The sequence below is a fragment of the Dactylosporangium sp. NPDC048998 genome (genome assembly GCF_043197855.1).
Lineage (GTDB): Bacteria > Actinomycetota > Actinomycetes > Mycobacteriales > Micromonosporaceae > Dactylosporangium.
On sequence record NZ_JBICTV010000001.1, the window covers coordinates 97244 to 115003 of the forward strand.

The following is a 17760-nucleotide window of genomic DNA, read 5'->3' on the forward strand; positions in this document are numbered from 1 at the left end:
AGGTCCGGGCCGACCGTCATCCTGGGGATGTACGCGGCTGGAACCCGGGACGGATGCGCCGCCCCGGTGGGGTCTGGCATCGTGGCTGCGTGAACGTCCTCGTCGCGGCGCTGGTGGCGGCGTGTGTGCTCGCCGGCGCCGCCGCCGTGGCGCTCGGCGGCGCCGCCCTCCGCGCCCGGCGCCGGCACCGCCGCGCCCTGGAGGAGCGGGGCTGGCTGCTGGAGCGGGAGCGGCAGGCCGCGGCGAGCGCGGCCGTCGGCGCCGAGCGCGCCCGCATCGCGCGCGAGCTGCACGACATCGTCAGCCACAACGTGAGCGTGATGGTCGTGCAGACCGGCGCGGCGCGGGAGGTGCTCGCAGCGGCCGGGCAGGCGGTGCCGCCCGACGTCGCCGAGGCGCTCGCCGCGGTCGAGGGGGCCGGCCGGGACACGCTGCGGGAGCTGCGCCACCTGCTGGGCCTGCTGGCGCCGGCGCCCGACGGGAGTGACGACGGTGCCGTCGAGGCCGCAGAGGACTTCGCGCCGCAGCCGGGGCTGGGCGGGCTGAGCCGGCTGGTGGACCGGATCGCGTTCGCGGGCCTGCCGGTGGACGTGCGCATCAGCGGCGAGCCGAGGGCGCTGCCGGCCGGGATCGACGTCACGGCGTACCGGATCGTGCAGGAGGCGCTGACCAACGCCCTCAAGCACGGCGAGGCCGACCGGGCGGAGGTCGAGGTCCGCTACGCGGAGCGGTACCTGCGCGTCGAGGTCCTCAACACCGGCCCGAGCGTGCTGTCCGAGCTGTCTGAGCTGTCCAGGCTGCCCGCCACGGTCCGGCGCCCGCCCGAGGGCACCGGCCGGGGCCTGCTCGGCCTGCGGGAGCGGGTGGCGGTCTACGGCGGCGACCTCGACGCCCGGCGCCGCCTCGGCGGCGGCTACCGGGTCCGCGCCCGCATCCCCCTGGACCCGGCATGAGCGGTACGGAGCGGAGCGGAGTGGCCGCTCATCAGCAATGCAGGTGTAGCTCATGCCGCTGCCGGAGCGAAGCGGAGGTTTCGGCATGACCACGCCCGCCGGCCCGAAGGTCCTGATCGTGGACGACCAGGCGCTGGTGCGCACCGGCTTCCGGATGATCCTCAACGCGCGCGGGGTGGACGTGGTCGGCGAGGCCGCCGACGGCGTCGAGGCGGTCTCCGCGGCCGACCGGCTGCGCCCCGACGTGATCCTGATGGACATCCGGATGCCCAACCTCGACGGGCTCGCCGCCACCCGGCAGGTCGTCGCCCGGCGGCCCGAGTGCCGGATCATCATGCTGACGACGTTCGACCTGGACCGGTATGTGTACGCCGCGCTCGCCGCCGGCGCGAGCGGCTTCCTGCTCAAGGACGTCACCCCGGAGCATCTGGCCAACGCCGTACGCCTCGTCGGCACCGGCGACGCCCTGCTCGCCCCGTCGATCACCCGCCGCCTGGTCGAGCGGTTCGCGGCGGAGGCCTCGCCCCCGCCGCTGCACCGCGACCTGAGCCCGCTGACGCCGCGCGAGCTGGAGGTGCTGACCCTGCTCGGCCACGGCCTGTCCAACGCCGAGCTGGCGCGCGAGCTGACGCTCAGCGAGGCGACGGTGAAGACCCACGTGGCCCGGATCTTCACCAAGCTGGAGCTCCGCGACCGCGCCCAGGCGGTCGTCCTGGCGTACGAGACCGGTCTCGTCCGCCCGGGCGCGTCCTCGGACTAGCGGGAGTACACCTGGAACTCCCACAGCGAGTAGCCGTACTGGGTGGCGCGCTGGGTGCCGTACATGCGGATGTAGCGGCCGCTGCCGGAGACGTCGAGCGTCTGTACGCCGCCGGTGCCCGTCGTGGTGTTGTAGATCGTGGTCCAGGTCGTGCCGTCGGTGGACGTCTGCAGCTGGAACGCCTTGGCGTAGGCGGCCTCCCAGTTGAGCACGACCCGGCAGACGTTCTGCGTGGCGCCGAGGTCGACCTGCAGCCACTGCGGGTCGGACGCCGCGCTCGACCAGCGGGTGCCGGTGTTGCCGTCGACCGCGCTCGCCGGCGGGAATGAGGCGTTCTGTTGCGACGAGGCGGTCGCCGGGCGGCCCAGCGCCGCGTTGGCGGTGCCGCAGCCGCTGCTCGTGCCGCTGGAGTACACCTCGAACTCCCACAGCGAGTAGCCGTACTGGGTGGCGCGCTGGGTGCCGTACATGCGGATGTAGCGGCCGCTGCCGGAGACGTCGAGTGTCTGTACGCCGCCGGTGCCCGTCGCGGTGTTGTAGATCGTGGTCCAGGTCGTGCCGTCGGTGGACGTCTGCAGCTGGAACGCCTTGCCGTAGGCGGCCTCCCAGTTGAGCACCACCCGGCAGATCGGCTGCGTCGAGCCCAGGTCGATGGTGATCCACTGCGGATCGCTGAAGCCGCTGGCCCAGCGGGTGCCGGTGTTGCCGTCGATCGCGTTCGACGGCGGGTACGCCGCGCTCTCGTTCGACGACGAGCTCGCTTGGCCGTTGCGCGCGATGTTCGTGGTGCCGCAGGTGGGGCCCTGGCCCGGGTTGATCGTCCAGGTGAAGGCCGCGCTCCCGGCCGCGCCGGTGGTGTCGGTCGCGGTGACGGTCACCGCGTATGTGCCGGTCGCGTTCGGGCCGCCGCTGATCACGCCGGTGGACGGATTGATCGACAGGCCCGGCGGCAGGCCGGTGGCGGCGTAGGTGAGCGTCTGGCCGGCCGCCGAGTCGGTGGCGGTGATCGGGAGGTTGACCGCGTTGCCGACGGCGTTGGTCTGGTTGCCGGGGTTGGCGACGGTCACGGTGTTGCCGGGGGCGCTCCCGTTCGGCGGCGCCCACTGCTGCTGCGCCGAGCCGTTGCAGGTCTCGATGACCAGCCGCGCGGTGGTGTTGCCGCCCGGGTCGGACAGGCACAGCCCGGAGTTGGGGTTCACGAGCGTGCCGTTGGCCTGGCGCGTCCACACCTGCGCATTGCTCGCGTTGCAGGGATACCAGTCCACATTGGTACCGCTGGTGCGCCCCGCCGACACGACGTCGAGGCATCCGCCCTGCACCCTGACGGTGTTGTCGGAGTACGTCGTCCACTGCTGGCCGGCGCTGCCGTTGCAGGTCGCGACGCCCATCGGGTTGCCCGCGACGTTGAGCGAGTTCTGGTTGGTCAGGCACAGGCCGTTGATGCCCTTCACCTGACCGGTGGCGGTCGGCGTGGCCGTGGGCGTGGAGTCGCCGCCCTGCTCGTAGACGGCCACGTACGCCACGCTCATCGAGCCGCCGGACGTGGTGGCCGCGGTCGGGGTCGTGGAGCCGGCGATGCCGTCCGGGTAGTTCCCGCCGATGGCGAGGTCGAAGATGATGAAGAAGCCGTGGTCGATCGCCTGCTGCCAGGCCGAGGTGCCGACCTGCGCCTGGGTGATCGTGCTCTCCACCACGCCGTCCATGAGGAACTGCAGCGACTCGGCGCTGGTGTTCGTGCGGTCGACGATGACGGAGTACGTGTGGTATCCCGTCTGGCAGGTGGACCCGGCCGCCGGGCAGGGAATCAGCCCGTGCCCCTGGCTGCCGGCCGCGTGGTGCAGCGTCTGCGAGGCCTCGTCGAGGGCGTTGACGTTCTCCATCATGTCGATCTCGCCGGACTGCGGCCAGCCGCCGCCGACGCGCATCGGCGCGCCGAGGGCCCAGAAGGCGGGCCAGTAGCCCAGCCCGTTGGCCGGGTTCGGCTGGCGGATCGACGCCGTCATCTGCAGCTTGCCGCCCGGGGGCGCCTGGAAGTCCGACCGGGTGCTCTCGATGCGGCCCGACGTCCAGGTGCCGCCGCTGTTGATGGCCTTGAGCACCAGGTGGCCGCTGCCGTCGAGATACACGTTCTGGGTCGAGTTGGTGGTCTGCTCCTTCTCGCCGGTGCCGAAGCCGGTGCCGATGTCGTAGAACCAGTTGGCCGACGACGGCGGGGCACCGGCGGGGCCGGCGAAGTCGTCGCCGAAGACGGTGGTCCAGCCGGGCGGCGCCGGCGGTACCGTCTCGGCGAAGGCGGCCGGGGCGCCGGCCGTCACGGCGGACGCGACGCCGACCAGGCACCCGGCGATCAGGGTGAGCGCGGACAGGGATCTAGCGGTGGACACGATGCCTCACCTTCAGCGCTTTTGCGACACTTGGCGGAGTGTTCGGTTGGGAGAGCGCTCTCTCATCGATGGTTGCCAGTGCGTCGCGGCCGTGTCAAGGCGTTGCCATCGCGTTGCCATAGGCTCGGTTTCGTGACCGGACCCTTCGTTCTGGCGGGGCGCACGGCCGGCGAGATCTCCGCCGCCGTGGAGGCCGGCGTGCGCTCCGGCGCGCTGCCCGCCGGCGCCGCGCTGCCGCCGATCCGCGCGGCCGCCGCGCAGCTCGGGGTCAGCCCCGCCACGGTCGCCGCCGCGTACCAGGCCCTGCGCCAGCGCGGGATCGCGGAGTCCGCGGGCCGGCACGGCACCCGCGTCCGCCCGCGCCCCGCGGTCGCCCCGGCCCGCGGCCAGTTCCGCCTGGAGGTGCCCGAGGGCGCGCTCGACCTCGCCTCCGGCGGCCCCGACCCGCGGCTGCTGCCCGACCTCGGCCCCGCCCTGGCCCGGGCCGCCGCCGAGGTCGCGCCCACCGGCTACGCCACCGGCGCCGGCTATCCGCCGCTGCGCGCCGCCGCCCGGGAGATCCTGGCCCGAGACGGCGTCGACGCGACCGAGCTGGCCGTCGTCGGTGGCGCGCTGGACGGCATCGAGCGGCTCCTGGGCGCGCACCTGCTGCCCGGCGACCGGGTCGCGGTCGAGGACCCGGGCTGGGCCAACCTGCTCGACCTGGTGGCCGCGCTGGGCCTGCGCCCGCTGCCGGTCCCCGTCGACGAGTCCGGCCCCGACCCGCAGCGCCTGGCCGACGCCCTGCGCGCCGGCGCCCGCGCCACGGTGGTGACCAGCCGCGCCCACAACCCCACCGGCGCGAGCGTCACCGCCGCGCGCGCCGCCGACCTGCGCGCCGTGCTGTCCGCCCGCCCGGACGTCCTGGTCATCGAGGACGACCACGCCGCCGAGCTTTCCGTCGAGCCCCTGCACCCCCTGGCCGGCGCCACGGGAGCGTGGGGTTTCGTCCGCTCGGTGAGCAAGCCGTACGGCCCGGACCTGCGCCTGGCCGTGCTCGCCGGCGACGCGACGAGCATCGCCCGCGTGACCGGCCGCCAGCGCCTCGGCACCGGCTGGGTCTCCACCGTCCTGCAGCGGGTCGTGGCCGCCCTGTGGTCCGACCCGGCGGCGGGCGCGACGGTCGCCGGCGCCCGCGCCGAGTACGAGGCCCGCCGCACGGCCCTGGTCGCCGCCCTGCGCGAGCGCGGCCTCACGGTGACCGGCCGGACGGGCATCAACGCCTGGCTCTCGGTCCCCGACGAGACCACGGCGGTGGCGCGGCTGCGCGAGTCCGGCTACGCGGTGGCGCCGGGCGCGCTGTACCGGATCGCCACCCCGCCGGCCGTCCGCATCACGGTGTCGGCCCTGGACCTGCCCGCGATCCCGGCCCTGGCCGCCGCGGCCGCCCGCGCCGCGACCGGCGCCCTGCCGGCCCCCGCCGCCTAGCGCTCCACCGACGTCCGCCGCGCGCGACGAACCGTGCTAGTGCTCGGCGCAGAAGCACGCGACGCCCTTGTCGATCCAGTCCCGGCCCTCCCACTCGGGGTGCCGTGCGATCATCGCCGCGCGGACCTCGGCGATGATGGTCGCCTCGCTCATCGCCGAGTCGCGGCGGGTCCAGGTCTCATCGCGCAGCAGGCGCAGGTACTCGCCCACGTCGTCCAGCAGACCGGCGTCGCCGATGTCGCCGTGGCCGGGGACGACGACCGGCGGGCGCTCGGCGGACAGCCGCTCCATGACCGCCAGCCAGCGGGTGCCGGACACGTCCGTGTCGTGCGGCGGGAACCACGGGAAGATGGCGAACTGGCCCGCCTCGGCGAGGTCGCCGGTGAACATGACGCCCGCGTCGGGCACCGTGACGACCTGGTCGCCGCGGCTGTGCGCGCGGCCGGTGGGCCGCAGCCGCACGAGCCTTCCGCCCAGATCCAGGGTGTACTCCGCGTCGAACACCACGTCCGGCTCCGGGATCTCGACGCCGTCGAGGCGCCGCGCGATCGCCTCGCCGAGGCCGCGGAACATCCCGAGGTAGCCCTGGCCCTTCGTGCGCAGGTCCTCGGCCTGGGCGCGGTTGAGCAGATACGTCGCCGCGCCGGCGAAGGATCTTGCGCCGAACGCGTGCTCGGGATGGAAGTGGGTCGTGGTGAGGTACAACTTGCGGCCCTTGGCGAAGTCGGCCGCGAACTTGAGCACGGCCTCGGCGTTGTCCGGGCCCATGCCGGTCTCGACGACCAGCACGGAGTGCGTACCCCCGATGACGCCCACGTTGGGCACCAGCGGGACCCCGTGGTTCGGGATGACCAGCAGGTCCTCGGCGAGCTCTCGCGCGCCGTCCACACGCACGACCGGGTCGGGAAGGGTCGGTTCGTCCATGCCGCCCAGTCCACCGCACGACCGCCCGCGGCGGCCAACACCCATTCCGTCGCACCGATACCGAGCCGGTATCATCGCAGCTGATGGAGCTGCGGACGCTGCGATACTTCGTCGCCGTCGCCGAGGAGCTGCACTTCGGCCGGGCCGCGGCGCGGCTGCACATGACCCAGCCGCCGCTGAGCCGCGCGATCAAGCAACTGGAGGCCGACCTCGGCGCCGTCCTGCTGCGCCGCTCGCCCGCCGGCGTCGAGCTCACCCCCGCCGGCACCGCGCTCCACGCCGAGGCGCGCGCCCTGCTGGAGCAGGCCGACCAGGCGCGCGCCCGGGTCGCCGCGGCGGCCGGCGCCGGGACGCTCACCATCGGTACCCTCGCCGACAGCGCCGAGCAGGCCGGCACCCGGCTCGCCGCCGCCTTCCGCGAACGCCACCCCGGCATCGAGATCCGCATCCGCGAGGCCGGCATCACCGACCCGACCGCCGGCCTGCGCGCCGGCCTCGCCGACGTGGCGCTGACCCGCGCCCCGTTCGACGACAGCGGCATCGCCACGCGGGTGCTGCGCGCCGATCCGATCGGCGTGGTACTGCGCGCCGACGACCCGCTCGCCGGCCGCCCGGCGCTGCGCCTGGCCGACCTCGAAGGGCGCCGCTGGTTTCGGTTCCCGGAGGGCACCGACCCGGTGTGGAGCGCGTACTGGCGGGCCGACGCCGACCCCACCGGCCCGGTCGTCCGCACGGTCCACGAGTGCCTGCAGGCGGTGCTGTGGAGCGGCACGATCGGCCTCACCTCCCTGGCGCACCCGCTGCCGGAGGGCCTGGCGACCGTACCGCTGACGGACATGCCGCCGAGTCGCCTCGTGGTGGCCTGGAACGCCGCCGGCGCCGGCCCCCTGGTCCGCTCCTTCGTGCGGCTGGCCGCCGACGCCGGCTGGTGACCGGGCCTCAGAGGTTGGTCAGGCGTTCGAGGTGTTCGGGGTACCGGGCGCCATGAATGTCGATCTTCGCCGCGGCGTCGTCGATCTCGCCCAGGTCGTCCGAGGTGAGCTCGACGTCCGCGGCGCCGAGGTTCTCCTCGAGGCGCTCGAGCCGGCGGGTGCCGGGGATCGGCACGATCCAGGGCTGCTGGGCGAGCAGCCAGGCCAGGGCGATCTGGGCGGGCGTGGCGCCCTTGCGGCGCGCGATGGCGCCGATGAGCTCGACGAGGGCCTGGTTGGCCCGGCGGGCCTCGGCGTCGAAGCGGGGGATGGTGTTGCGGATGTCGTTGTCGCTGAACGCCGTGTCCTGGGTGATCTTTCCGGTGAGGAAGCCCTTGCCGAGCGGGCTGTAGGGGACCAGGCCGATGCCGAGCTCGGCGCAGGTGGGGATGACCTCGTCCTCGGGGCGGCGCCACCACAGCGAGTACTCGTTCTGCACGGCGGTGACGGGCTGCACGGCGTGGGCGCGGCGGATGGTGCCGGCGGCGGCCTCGGACATGCCGAAGTGCTTGACCTTGCCGGCCTCGATGAGGTCCTTCACCGCCCCGGCGACGTCCTCGATCGGCACCTCGGGGTTGACACGGTGCTGGTAGAACAGGTCGATGGCGTCGACCCGCAGGCGCTTGAGCGAGGCGTCGGCGACCCGCTTGATGTGCTCGGGCCGGCTGGACAGGCCGGTCTGGCGGCCGTCGGCGTCGAACGCGAAGCCGAACTTGGTGGCGATGACGACCTGCCCGCGGAAGGGTTCGAGAGCCTCGCCGACGAGCTCCTCGTTGACGAACGGGCCGTAGACCTCGGCGGTGTCGAAGAACGTGACGCCGCGCTCGACAGCCGCGCGCAGCAGAGCGATGTTCACGTCGCGGTCGGGGCCGGGGCCGTAGCTCTGGCTCATGCCCATCGCGCCGAAGCCGATGGCCGAGACGGTCAGTCCGGTGCCGAGCGTGCGGTGCTGCATCGTGTGACTCCTTGCGTAGGCGTTTTCGAGGGCCCCTTCAGGGCTGCTCGGCCCGGTCCGGCTCGTGGATCGGCTCGGCGGTGACCGCCCAGCTGGCCAGTAGCCGGAGGCCGTCCTGCGACGGGCTGCCGGGCTCGGCGTGGTACGCGGTCATGGTCAGGCCCGGGTCGGCGGGCAGCGGCATGGCCTCGTAGCCGAGGCTGAGCAGCCCGACGACGGGGTGGTGGAAATGCTTGACGCCGGTGTGGTGCAGCCGCACGTTGTGCGCCGCCCACCGGCTGCGGAACGCTTCGCCGCGGGTGGCGAGCTCGCCGACGAGGTCGGTGAGGGCCTTGTCGTACGGGTCGCGCCCGGCCTCGGTGCGCAGTAGCGCCACGGTGGTGTTCGCGGCGTCGTCCCAGTCCGGGTAGAAGTCCGCGGCGGCCGGGTCGAGGAAGCAGAACCGGGCGAGGTTGACCGGCCGGTCCGGGTTGGCAAAGGCGGGCGAGTAGAGGGCCCGGCCGAGCGGGTTGGCGGCCAGGATGTCGAGGCGGCCGTTGCGCACGAAGGTGGGGGCGTCGGTCATCGCGTCGAGCAGCCGCTGCACCGCCGGCCGGACCTGCTGCCGGCCGGGGCGCCGGCGGGTGCGGGGGCTGCTGTTCGCGGCGCGGGCGAGGTCGTGCAGGTGGGACCGTTCGGCCTCGTCGAGCCGCAGCGCCTGGGCGATGGCCTCCAGGACGCCGTCCGAGACGCCGGTGAGGTTGCCGCGTTCGAGGCGGGTGTAGTAGTCGGGACTGACCCCGGCCAGCAGCGCGACCTCGGCGCGGCGCAGCCCCTGGACGCGGCGGGTGCCGCCGTACTGCGGGAGCCCGGCCTGGTCGGGGGTGATCCTGGCGCGCCGGGAGGCCAGGAACTCGCGTACCTCGTCCCGGTTGTCCACGCTCATCACGCTACGGCCCGCCGCCGGGGCGTGAGGGGTTCTGTCATTACCTGCCTCACCATGCCCTCCCACCTGGCCATGCTCGAGGGCGACGGCACCGGCGACGGCACCACCCCGGCTGGAGCCCGTCACCGACGAGCAGTACCGGAGGGCGAACGAGCGGTAACCCGAGCCGCCAGCGGATCCAGCGGCGGGGATCTCTGGCGAACGGCCACCTGGATCGCTATCTTCGCGGGGTCGGATCTGTCCGCACGACACCTGGCTCTCGAGATGGGTACCCCCCGGATGACCGCAGCCGACGGCGACGGCGACGCGCTGCGCGTGCCGCCCTGGATCGCCGCCGGCATGCCGGTGTCTCCCGCGTCTTCCCAGCCTCCCGTGCCCTCCCCGGAGGACCCGGATCCCGTCCCGCCGGACTTCGCGGACGACGCCGATCCCGGGGAGCCGGCATGGCCGGCGGATTCGGACGGCGACGAGCGGGCCGGGCGGCGGGAGCCCGCCGACCCGGGGCGCCGCCGGTTGACGCTGATGCTGATCGCGTCGGGCCTGGTGGTACTGGCGATCTTCGTGGTGGGCGCGCTGCGCGACAAGGACCGGACCGATCCGTACAGCGTGGGCGCCGCCGGCGTGACCGGCTCACCGGCGCCCCCGTCCGCGTCACCGACGCAGGAGACCACGCCGTCGCCGAGCGCCGCCGGGACGCCGAGCGCGTCGCCGACCCGGTCGGAGTACCGTTCGCCCTCGCCCTCGTCTTCACCCTCGCCGACGCCGACGCCGACGCCGACCCCAACGCCGATCCGCTTCGGGCCGGTCACGTTCGAGGCCGAGGCGGACGGCAACACCATCGGCGGGTCCGCGTGGGTGGCGCAGTACCCGGGCGCCTCGGGCGGCCGGATCGTGCGCAACATCGGCGACTGGGGCAGTCGGCAGGGTGACGGCTTCCTGCGCTTCGAGGACGTCACCGTGCCGGTCGAGGGTACGTACACGCTGAAGGTCTTTCACGTCAGCATCGACAACGAACCCACCCGCACCGTCGTCATCGCGGTGTCCGGCGGCGACCCGCGTTCGTTCACCTTCAATGGCGGCTCCACCTGCTGCACAGCCTCGACGGTGCAGGTCGACCTGCGCAAGGGGCGCAACACCATCACCATCGGCAACCCGAACGGCCACGCACCGTCCGTGGACCGCATCGTGCTGAGCCTGCCGTGAGAGCGAAATATCCGTCTAATGAGTCATAAAAAGTACAAATCAAATATTTAGCATATTTACGTCTCTACCCGCATATTTTGCATCCACGCCCGGGATTGTGCGTTTCCGTCGAAGGAATCCGGGAAGCACACGGCACCTGGTTGACCCGGCGATCGGAGAACCGGGCCATCGCGGACTCCGGCCGTCCGAGTCGCACGATCCACGAGCGTAGGAAGGCAAACACAAGTCGTGAGGTTCACAGCAAAGGCCGGCATTTGCGCGGCAGCGACCGCGCTGGCGGTCGGAGCGTTCGCCCCGAGCGCCAGCGCTCAGTTGGCGAACGACTGGAAGTTCGGGAAACCGTTCATCAATCAGTTCAAGAAGGTCGACGTCGTCGCGTCGACGGTGCCGGCCAACGGGGACGTCAACCCGTACGGCGTCGCGGTGATCCCGCGCAGCAAGGACAAGCTGCACAAGGGCGACGTGCTCGTCAGCAACTTCAACAACGCCGGCAACCTGCAAGGCACCGGCACGACGATCGTGCAGATCAGCCGCGACGGCAACGTCCGCCTGTTCGCCCAGATCGACGCCGGCAAGCTGCCGGGCGCGTGCCCGGGCGGCGTCGGGCTGACCACCGCGCTCGTGGTCCTGCGTACCGGCTGGGTGATCGTGGGCAGCCTGCCGACGGCGGACGGTACCTCCGCGACGGCCCAGTCGGGCTGCCTGATCGTCCTCGACAGCAAGGGCGAGGTCCGCGAGACGTTCTCCGGGGGCGGCATCAACGGCCCGTGGGACATGACCGCGGCCGACAACGGGGGGTCGGTCGACCTGTTCCTCACGAACGTCCTCAACGGGATCGTCGGCGGCCAGCCCGCCACCACAAACCAGGGAACCGTGCTACGCCTCGAGCTGAAGATCGAGGGCAACAAGCCGCCGGCCCTGCGCAAGACCACGACCATCGCCTCGGGATTCACGGAGCAGACCGACCCGACCGCGTTGATCATCGGCCCGACCGGGGTCGGCCTGGGCAGGGACGGCACGCTGTACGTCGCCGACACCGTCGCCAGCCGCATCGCCGCCATCCCGAACGCGATCGGGCGCATGACGAACGCGGGTACCGGCCGCACCGTCACCGCGGGCCAGCACCTGAACGGCCCGCTGGGCCTGGCGATCGCGCCCAACGGCAACGTGCTCACCGTCAACGGCGGCGACGGGAACATCGTCGAGACCAACCCGCTCAAGAAAGCGCAGGTCGCGTTCCGCACCCTCGACGGCCTCGGCGCGGGCGCCCTATTCGGGCTCGCCGTCGCCCCGGACAACCGCGGCGTCTACTTCGTCGACGACACCAACAACGAGCTGAGGCTGCTCCACTGAGACGCGGCCGTCACTGTCGCACGTGCGCACCGGCCACCACGGCCGGTGCGCACGCGCCCGCCCTAAGGAGCCGTGCTGGGCGGCCGTGCCACGGCATCATCGAGCCATGGAGGTACTCAGTAGCCGTATCCTGTTGCGCCCGTCCGACCCGGAACGTAGTCGCCGCTTTTACCGGGACATCCTTGGACTTGCGGTATACCGCGAGTTCGGGCCGCCCGAGGATCCGGGGCTGGTCTTCTTCCTCGGCCAGGGCCTGCTCGAGGTGTCAGGTACATCCCACGACGAGGCAGCAGGACCGCTTCGGATCTGGCTGCAGGTCCGCGACGTACGGGCCGAGCACGAACGGCTCGTGGCGGCGGGAGTGACGGTCGCGCGCGAACCCCGGCCGGAGCCGTGGGGCCTGGTCGAGATGTGGGTCGAGGACCCGGACGGTGTGCGTATCGTGCTCGTCGAGGTCCCCGCCGACCACCCGCTGCGCCGCGACCCGAGGTGATCCGCGGCGCTGGAACGCGCGAGGCGCGGCGGCCAGTGGCCGCCGCGCCAAGTGCTGCCGGCCGGGTGACGGCCGCGGGTCCAGCAGATCAGAACGTCTTGTTGTTGAGCGCCGTCTGCAGCTTGCGGGTGGTGTCCGCTCCCCAGATGCCGTCCTGGGTGGCGCCCACCTTCTTCTGCAGCGCCTTGACCGTGGCCGGCCCGACGATGCCGTCCTGGGTCACGCCGAGGTACTTCTGGAGGGCACGGTTGGTCAGCGGCCCCATCGCGCCGTCGACGACCAGCGATGCGCCGTGGCTGTTCAGGGACCGTTGCAGCGCCGCGGTGGTCGCGGGGCCGTAGATACCGTCGACGACGAGCGTGCCGGTGGGCGGCTTCGGCACCGGCTTCACGGGCGTGGTCTTGCCGGCGAGAGCCGCCTTCATCACGGCCGCCGACTTCGGGCCGTAGATGCCGTCGACTTCCAGTCCGTACTTCGTCTGGAACGCCTTGAGGGCCGTCTGGGTGGCGGGACCGAACTGCCCGTCCACGACGAGCCCCGACTTCATGACGGTGTTGAGGTTCGTCTGCAGCTGCTTGACCGCGTTGCCGGTGGAGCCCACACGCAGCATGCCGTCGGTGGAGGGCATGGGGCTCGCGTCACCGTAGGCCGGCCGTCCGTAACCGACGATGCAGCTGCTGCGCACCCTGCGCAGGAACATGTCGGACGTGTTGCCCTCCAGGGTGACGATGCTGCCGTTGCTGTTCACCGCCTCGACGATGCCGACGTGGTCGATGGCGGAGATGGATCCCGAGCCGCCCCAGTCGAAGAACACGATGTCACCCGGACGGATGCCACCGATCCCGTAGTGCCAGCGGCCCGCGTTCGAGAACGCCTGGGCGTGCGCGACGGTGTAGGCGAACTTGCCCAGCACGGCGGACAGGTTGCCCGACTGGTTGGCGATGTAGCTGACGCTCATGTCGCACCAGGGGCCGTCGAAGCCGTACCAGGTCGTGACCAGGTTGTGGTTCGATCCGGGCGGGTTCTCGCCAAGACCCAGCAGCTTGCGCGCCTCCGTCAACATGCCGGCGACGGTACCCATGTCAGAACCCCCAGTCTTCGGGCAGGACGGCCACGTTGCCGGTCACGACGACGCTGGGGCTCTGCGAGATGTTCCCCTGGTCGGGGTCGACGTCGAACAGGCCGGCGCCACCCTGGGGCTCGACCGTCGTCTCGGCGGCCAACGCCGTGCCGGCCAACCCCGATGGGAATCCAGCGTCATTGACGATCGTCGCGGCCCGGGCCTCGCTCGCCAAGAGCATGGCACCGATGCTGCCCGCCGCCGCGGCGGCCAGCAGATTGCGTCGATTCACTCAGCACCTCCCGCTGCTGATCTCACGAGGTTCGTTCTCCCGCGTTGTCGCAGGCGCTCCTCGGGCGCTTTCAGGGTCAGGTGGCCGTCTGGCGAAAACCTTGCGGAATCCTAGCCGGGTGGGTTTGGATGATCACTCGTGTACATATTGAAATCCAGTGATGACGGGTCGCGCCCGCGTGCGCACTTTCGGCTGCTGGGACCGCCTGAGGTCTGGGCGGATGATCAACTCGTCGACATCGGCGCGCCAAAGCGACGCGCCGTCCTGGCGGCGCTGCTGTTCGACGTGGGGACCGCGCTCACCACGGAGACGCTGATCGATCGAGTCTGGGACCAGCAGCCTCCGGGGAAGGCGCGCGACGTGCTCTACGCGCACCTGAGCCGCATCCGGTACATCCTGGCCGCGCTGGCCGATGCCACGGGTGATCCCATGGCGCTCGAGCGCCGGTCCGGTGGCTATCTTGTCCGGCTCGACCCTGATCTCATCGATCTGCATCGTTTTCGATCGTTGGTGGAACAAGCGCGCCGGCCGGAGCGCACCGACGTGGACCGTGCGACGACCTTGCAGCAGGCGCTCGCGCTGTGGCGTGGCGATCCGCTGGCCGGCCTGCCGGGCGAGTGGATGGCGAGGAAGCGTGAAGGACTGCGACGCCAACGCATCGACGTCCTGCTGGCCTGGGCCCGGATGGAACTGGTTCTCGGGCGCCAGGAATCGGTGATCGAGGCCCTCTACCCCCTGGTAGCGGAACATCCGACGGTCGAGTCGTTGTCGGCCCTGCTCATGAGGGCTCTGCATGTCGCGGGCCGCGGTGCGGACGCATTGAACTGTTACGCGACCATCCAGCGGCATCTGGCCGTGGAACTGGGCGTCGACCCCGGGCCCGAACTGCGGGCGCTCCACCATGCGATCCTGCGCGGGGAACCGGCCGGAGGGCAGGACACCGACGACGCCGACCAGCTCGAGGCGGTAACGCCACCGGCCGGCGAGGTGCCGGCACAACTTCCGCCCGACGTGCGCGGGTTCGCCGGCCGGGAGGAGCAGCTGGCCGGTCTGGATCGACTCCGAAGCGCGACACAGGATCGTCCGGCCACCTGCCCGACGATCGCCGTGGTCACGGGAATGCCGGGCGTGGGGAAGACCACGCTGGTGCTGCACTGGGCACATCGGGTCAGCACCGCGTTTCCCGATGGCCAGCTGTACCTGAATCTGCGCGGTTTCGGCCCGGGCGACACGGCGGTGAGCACGGCCCAGGGACTGCGCGGTTTCCTCGAAGCTCTGCACGTGCCGGCCCATCGGATTCCGGTCTCGCTCGAGGCACAGACGGGGATGTACCGCAGCTTGCTGGCCGGCCGGCGCATGCTGATCATCCTCGACAACGCCCGCGACGTCGACCAGGTTCGCCCGCTGCTGCCCGGCTCGATGCAGTGCATGGTGGTGGTGACCAGCCGAGACGGGATGGCCGGCCTGGTGGCCACCGAGGGTGCCCACCCGATGCGACTGGACCCGATGTCGGCGGAGGAGGGACGCCAACTGCTCGTCGAACGACTCGGCAGCTACCGCGTCGACGTCGACGCCGCGGCGGTCGAGGAGATCGTGCACGATTGCGCCCGGCTACCCCTCGCTCTCGGCGTCGTCGCGGCTCGCGCGGCCACCCACCCTGCCTTCCCGCTCGCCGTTCTGGCCAAGGAACTGCGGGAGGCCCGCGGCGGCCTGGACGGGTTCGAGGCCGGCGACGCCAACGCGGACGTACGCTCGATCTTCTCCTGGTCGTACCGGGTCCTCAGCACGGGCGCGGCGTCGATGTTCCGCCTGTTGGCGCTGCATCCCGGCCCCGACATCGGGACCCTGGCGGCAGCCAGCCTGGCCGGGGTCCCGGTCCGACGGGCCCGGGCGATGCTGGCCGAACTGACTCGCGCCCACCTGCTCATCGAGCACACCCCGGGCCGATTCACCTGCCACGACCTGCTCCGTGCGTACGCCGTCGAGCTTGTCCGCACCGAGGAGCCGGACACCGAACGACGTGCGGCGACCCATCGGCTCCTCGACCACTATCTCCACACGGCGCACGCGGGTGCGTTGTTGCTGCACTCGGTGCGCGACGCCATCGAGCTCAGCGCGCCCGAGGCCGGCGTCAGTCCCGAACCGATCTCCGACCACGACCGCGCACTCGCGTGGTTCACCGACGAATACGGGCCACTGATGGCCGCCATCCAGCTGGCGCTCCACGACGACTTCCATCTCCACGCCTGGAAGTTGCCTTGGTCGATGCACACCTTCCTGGACTATCGCGGTCATTGGGAGGACCAGGTCACCGTCCACACCGCGGCGGTGGCCGGCGCCGGACGGCTCGCCGACCTGCCGGCGCAGGCATACGCACTGCTCAACCTCGGAGCCGCGCACGGTCGGCTCGGCCAGTACGAGGAAGCCCATCAACAGTTCGAACGATCGCTGGAGCTGTACCAGAAACTTGGCCGGCACTCCAACCAGGCACGCACGCACCTCAATCTCGGCCGGCTGTCCGGCTTGCAGAACTGCTTCGCCGATGCGGTCGAGCACGCCAGGCGGGCCCAGGCACTGTACTCGGCCGACGGCAACCGCGCCGGCCTTGCCGTCGCGACAAACTCGCTGGGCTGGTTCTACATCCAACTCGGCGACTATGCCCGGGCGGTTCAGGTCTGCACGGAGGCACTTGCCCTGCACGAGGAAGTCAACGACCGCAACGGGCTGGCCGCGACCTGGGACAGTCTCGGCGTTGCGAACGACAAACTCAACGACCACGCCCGGGCCACAACGTGCTACCGCAACGCACTGAAGGTACTCAAAGAACTGGGCGACCGGTACAACCAGGCCACCGTGCTGGTCCACCTCGGCGAGTCATACCGGACCGCGGCCGTCCGCGACGCCACGGCCGCCGCCTGGCACGAAGCCCTGACCATCCTGGACGAACTCGGCCACAGCGACGCCGACGGCCTACGAGAGAAACTGGCGGGCCTATCGCCGATGTCCAGTACAGGCCACACGTGATGGCCGAGACGAACCGGTCGCGCGGGGGGCGTGACCGGTCCGTCGATGACGGTGCTCGTCCGCGTCAGCAGGTCAGATTGCCGCCCGCGGGGACACCGGACGGCGGCATCCAGGCCACACTCGAAGGGGTCAGCCATGCTCATCGCTCATCTGAGCGACCCTCATATCCGCACGGGCCCTCTGGCGGGCGAGCCGGCCGCCAACCTGCATCACGTGTTGGCGCGGATCCTTGCCGTGCGACCGCGACCGGATTGCGTGGTCATCACCGGCGACCTGTGCGAGTACGGGCACTCCGGCGCCTACCCGGATCTCCGGACGCTCATCGAACGCTTCCCCCTGCCGATCCACCTGGTGACCGGCAACCACGACGACCCTGAGGCCCTGCTGGCGACCTTCGGCGGCTCGCCGTTCCTCGGCGGCACCGCCGCGACCAGATACAGCGTCGACTACCCCGCGGCCACCATCATCGTCCTGGACTCGCGCCGCTCGGACGGCCCGGCGGGGCTGCTCGGCGACGAACAGCTTGCGTGGCTTGACGGCACGCTGGCCCGCCGGTCCGACGTGCCCGCGTTCGTCTGCCTGCACCATCCCCCGGTTCCCGTCGGCATCCCGTTTCTCGACGGCATGCGTCTCGACGATGGGGCCGCCCTGGCTGAAGTCGTCTCGCGGCATCGACACGTCACCCGGGTCCTGGCCGGTCACGTCCACCGGGTGCTCTTCGTGCCCTTCGCCGGGACCACGGTGACGGTCGCGCCGAGCACCTATCGTCAAAGCGCTCTGCGCCTGCATGACGCCCAGCCGCCCGGTTATCTCGCCGAGCCCACCGGTTACCTGCTGCACCAGCTCATGGACCGCAACTGCATCACACACTCCATGCCCGCCAGCCACGCCGCCGCCGTGCTCGGCGGCTTCTAGGCCGGGCATGAGGCAGGCTCCTCAATTCACCTGAGCGTGAAGATTACTTTTACGATGTGCAATATGTCGATGCCCTCTTCC

Annotated in this window: 15 protein-coding genes; 9 read left to right on the forward strand and 6 right to left on the reverse strand. The window is 71.7% G+C overall.

The genetic code is table 11. The features are described 5' to 3' along the window. Positions 1 to 146 precede the first annotated feature (146 nt). Both ACGFI8_RS00520 and ACGFI8_RS00525 read left to right on the forward strand, forming a co-directional pair. Positions 147 to 953 carry a sensor histidine kinase gene (locus ACGFI8_RS00520; RefSeq protein WP_392799559.1) on the forward strand — a complete coding sequence of 269 codons (807 nt, stop codon included), beginning with the start codon at positions 147 to 149 and terminating at the stop codon, positions 951 to 953. An 85-nt stretch (positions 954 to 1038) separates the two neighbouring features. Beyond that, entirely contained in the window at positions 1039 to 1713 is a 675-nt protein-coding gene (locus ACGFI8_RS00525; protein WP_392797877.1) for a response regulator, read from the forward strand. Here ACGFI8_RS00525 and ACGFI8_RS00530 read toward each other — a convergent pair. Then, positions 1710 to 4097 carry a discoidin domain-containing protein gene (locus tag ACGFI8_RS00530; RefSeq protein WP_392797880.1) on the reverse strand — a complete coding sequence of 796 codons (2388 nt, stop codon included), beginning with the start codon at positions 4095 to 4097 and terminating at the stop codon, positions 1710 to 1712. The genes ACGFI8_RS00525 and ACGFI8_RS00530 overlap by 4 nt on opposite strands. A 132-nt stretch (positions 4098 to 4229) precedes the next feature. Here ACGFI8_RS00530 and ACGFI8_RS00535 point away from each other — a divergent pair, with 132 nt between their 5' ends. Beyond that, a complete protein-coding gene (locus ACGFI8_RS00535; RefSeq protein ID WP_392797883.1) occupies positions 4230 to 5564 on the forward strand; it encodes an aminotransferase class I/II-fold pyridoxal phosphate-dependent enzyme in 1335 nt (444 codons plus the stop codon). A gap of 36 nt (positions 5565 to 5600) precedes the next feature. On the opposite strand, the gene ACGFI8_RS00540 is transcribed toward ACGFI8_RS00535, so the two are convergent. Further along, on the reverse strand, positions 5601 to 6488 hold the full coding sequence (locus ACGFI8_RS00540) for an MBL fold metallo-hydrolase (RefSeq protein WP_392797886.1): 888 nt from the start codon (positions 6486 to 6488) through the stop codon (positions 5601 to 5603). An 83-nt stretch (positions 6489 to 6571) separates the two neighbouring features. Between ACGFI8_RS00540 and ACGFI8_RS00545 the strand changes: the two genes are divergently transcribed. Continuing rightward, positions 6572 to 7420, forward strand: a complete 849-nt coding sequence (locus tag ACGFI8_RS00545; RefSeq protein WP_392797889.1) for a LysR family transcriptional regulator — start codon at positions 6572 to 6574, stop codon at positions 7418 to 7420. 7 nt (positions 7421 to 7427) lie between these two features. Here ACGFI8_RS00545 and ACGFI8_RS00550 read toward each other — a convergent pair whose 3' ends face one another. Further along, a complete protein-coding gene (locus ACGFI8_RS00550) occupies positions 7428 to 8414 on the reverse strand; it encodes an aldo/keto reductase (RefSeq protein ID WP_392797892.1) in 987 nt (328 codons plus the stop codon). 37 nt (positions 8415 to 8451) lie between these two features. Further along, entirely contained in the window at positions 8452 to 9333 is an 882-nt protein-coding gene (locus ACGFI8_RS00555; RefSeq protein WP_392797895.1) for a helix-turn-helix transcriptional regulator, read from the reverse strand. A 285-nt stretch (positions 9334 to 9618) separates the two neighbouring features. Here ACGFI8_RS00555 and ACGFI8_RS00560 point away from each other — a divergent pair, with 285 nt between their 5' ends. The 3 genes from ACGFI8_RS00560 to ACGFI8_RS00570 all read left to right on the forward strand — a co-directional run bounded on the left by ACGFI8_RS00560 (position 9619) and on the right by ACGFI8_RS00570 (position 12388). Beyond that, positions 9619 to 10542 (forward strand): hypothetical protein, encoded by a 924-nt coding sequence (locus ACGFI8_RS00560; RefSeq protein ID WP_392797898.1) that lies wholly within the window; start codon positions 9619 to 9621, stop codon positions 10540 to 10542. A gap of 228 nt (positions 10543 to 10770) precedes the next feature. Beyond that, positions 10771 to 11895: a hypothetical protein gene (locus ACGFI8_RS00565; RefSeq protein WP_392797900.1), complete on the forward strand. Its 1125-nt coding sequence runs from the start codon at positions 10771 to 10773 to the stop codon at positions 11893 to 11895. A 106-nt stretch (positions 11896 to 12001) separates the two neighbouring features. Beyond that, positions 12002 to 12388: a VOC family protein gene (locus ACGFI8_RS00570; RefSeq protein WP_392797903.1), complete on the forward strand. Its 387-nt coding sequence runs from the start codon at positions 12002 to 12004 to the stop codon at positions 12386 to 12388. Positions 12389 to 12476: 88 nt separating this feature from the next. Here ACGFI8_RS00570 and ACGFI8_RS00575 read toward each other — a convergent pair whose 3' ends face one another. Together ACGFI8_RS00575 and ACGFI8_RS00580 are read right to left on the reverse strand one after the other, a co-directional pair. After that, the gene (locus ACGFI8_RS00575) at positions 12477 to 13451 is read right to left on the reverse strand and encodes a peptidoglycan-binding protein (RefSeq protein ID WP_392797906.1); all 975 of its coding nucleotides are present in this window, start codon (positions 13449 to 13451) and stop codon (positions 12477 to 12479) included. A 19-nt stretch (positions 13452 to 13470) separates the two neighbouring features. Then, positions 13471 to 13740, reverse strand: a complete 270-nt coding sequence (locus ACGFI8_RS00580) for a hypothetical protein (protein WP_392797909.1) — start codon at positions 13738 to 13740, stop codon at positions 13471 to 13473. 138 nt (positions 13741 to 13878) lie between these two features. On the opposite strand from ACGFI8_RS00580, the gene ACGFI8_RS00585 reads away from it, so the two are divergent. Next, on the forward strand, positions 13879 to 16764 hold the full coding sequence (locus ACGFI8_RS00585) for a BTAD domain-containing putative transcriptional regulator (RefSeq protein ID WP_392797912.1): 2886 nt from the start codon (positions 13879 to 13881) through the stop codon (positions 16762 to 16764). Between the two features lie 135 nt (positions 16765 to 16899). After that, positions 16900 to 17679 carry a phosphodiesterase gene (locus ACGFI8_RS00590; RefSeq protein WP_392797915.1) on the forward strand — a complete coding sequence of 260 codons (780 nt, stop codon included), beginning with the start codon at positions 16900 to 16902 and terminating at the stop codon, positions 17677 to 17679. Positions 17680 to 17760 lie beyond the last annotated feature (81 nt).